Origin of the sequence: Mesorhizobium sp. M8A.F.Ca.ET.207.01.1.1 (assembly GCF_004794715.1) — a bacterium.
Taxonomy (GTDB): Bacteria; Pseudomonadota; Alphaproteobacteria; order Rhizobiales; family Rhizobiaceae; genus Mesorhizobium.
Genome location: NZ_SRUS01000222.1, coordinates 1 through 368, shown reverse-complemented (window position 1 = coordinate 368; position 368 = coordinate 1). Strand labels below are relative to the sequence as shown.

General features: G+C 66.0%; 1 protein-coding gene. It reads right to left on the bottom strand.

The annotated features are described in order from the left end of the window. Positions 1-368, bottom strand: a 368-nt coding sequence (locus tag EN850_RS34270; RefSeq protein ID WP_210238035.1) for a S46 family peptidase, incomplete at both ends; no start/stop codon positions are given.

Here is a 368-nt window from a genome sequence, read left to right as displayed (position 1 = left end):
GTGGTCCATGTTCCAGTACTGGCGCGAGGAATTCAGCAGCGCCTTGGACGGGATGCAGCCCACGCGCAGGCAGGTGCCGCCGAGGGCCGGCTTGCCGTCCTTGCCCACGTAGGCGCGCAGCAGGGTGAAGTCACCGGTGTGGCGCGGCCACATGAAGTTGTCGATCTCATCGCCGTAGTTGCCGATCGCACGCGGCGGTGCGTACACCAGGCGCACGTCGCTCAGTTCCAGCTGGGCGATGCGGTAGAAGTCGGTGCCGTAGTACATGTTGGCCACCGAGCAGCGCACGCTGCCGTCCTTCTCGCACTCGGCCACGATCTGCTTGCTGGCGGCAGCCACGGCATCGAAGTAGGCACGTCCGGTCTTGC